The organism is Neisseria weixii (assembly GCF_042658245.1).
Classification (GTDB): domain Bacteria; phylum Pseudomonadota; class Gammaproteobacteria; order Burkholderiales; family Neisseriaceae; genus Neisseria; species Neisseria weixii.
Genome location: NZ_JBHSPY010000078.1, coordinates 1 through 854 on the forward strand (window position 1 = coordinate 1; position 854 = coordinate 854).

General features: G+C 59.8%; 1 protein-coding gene. It reads right to left on the reverse strand.

The genetic code is table 11. The annotated features are described in order from the left end of the window. Positions 1-854: Ig-like domain-containing protein (locus tag ACFPVS_RS13680; protein ID WP_378595865.1), on the reverse strand; the 854-nt coding region annotated here is incomplete at both ends.

Consider the following 854-nt stretch of genomic DNA (forward strand, 5'->3'; position numbering starts at 1 on the left):
ACGTTGCCTTTGCCGCCGTTGTCGTCACTGGCTTCGGCCGCGTTACCGGCTTTGTCGGTCACTTTGGCATCGACTGTGTAGCTACCGTCCGGCAATGCGTTCGGTACTTCTGCTTCGTAAGTGCCGTCCGCTTTCACCGTAGTGGTCACCACTTGGGTCTCGCCGTTGCCATCGGTCACGGTCAATGTCACCACTTGGCCTGCTTCGACATCGGTCGTGGTACCGGTAATCAAAGGTGTGTTGTCATTGCTCAAATCCGGTGCGTCTACGCTAATCGCAGCAGTGGTGTCTACTGAACCGGTGTCGGCCGCCGTGGCTTTGTTACCGGCGGCATCGGCCACTTCCGCTGACACTGTGTAGCTACCGTCCGCCAATTCTGCCGGTACGTCCGCTTCGTAAGTGCCGCCCGCTTTCACGGTGGTGGTCACCACTTGGGTTGCGCCGTTGGCATCGGTCACGGTCAGGGTCACTACCGAACCTGCCGGTGCATCGGTGCTGCCGGTAAGGGTCGGGGTGTTGTCGTTGCTGTTGTCCGGCGCATCGACGGTAATCGCCGGTGCAGTCGTGTCGATGGTGCCTTCGTCGGTCGCCGTGCCTTTGTTGCCGGCCGGATCTTCTACTTCGGCTGTCACTTTAACCGGGCCTTCCGGCAATTCGTTCGGTACTTCTACCTCAAAGCTGCCGTCGTCTTTCACGGTAGTGGTCACCACTTGGGTCTCGCCGTTGCCATCGGTCACGGTTACGGTAACAACAGTGCCTGTCGGCGCATCGGTGCTGCCGGTAAGGGTCGGGGTCGTGTCGTTACCGGTCTCCGGTACGTCTACGGTAATCACCGGTGCAGTCGTGTCGATGGT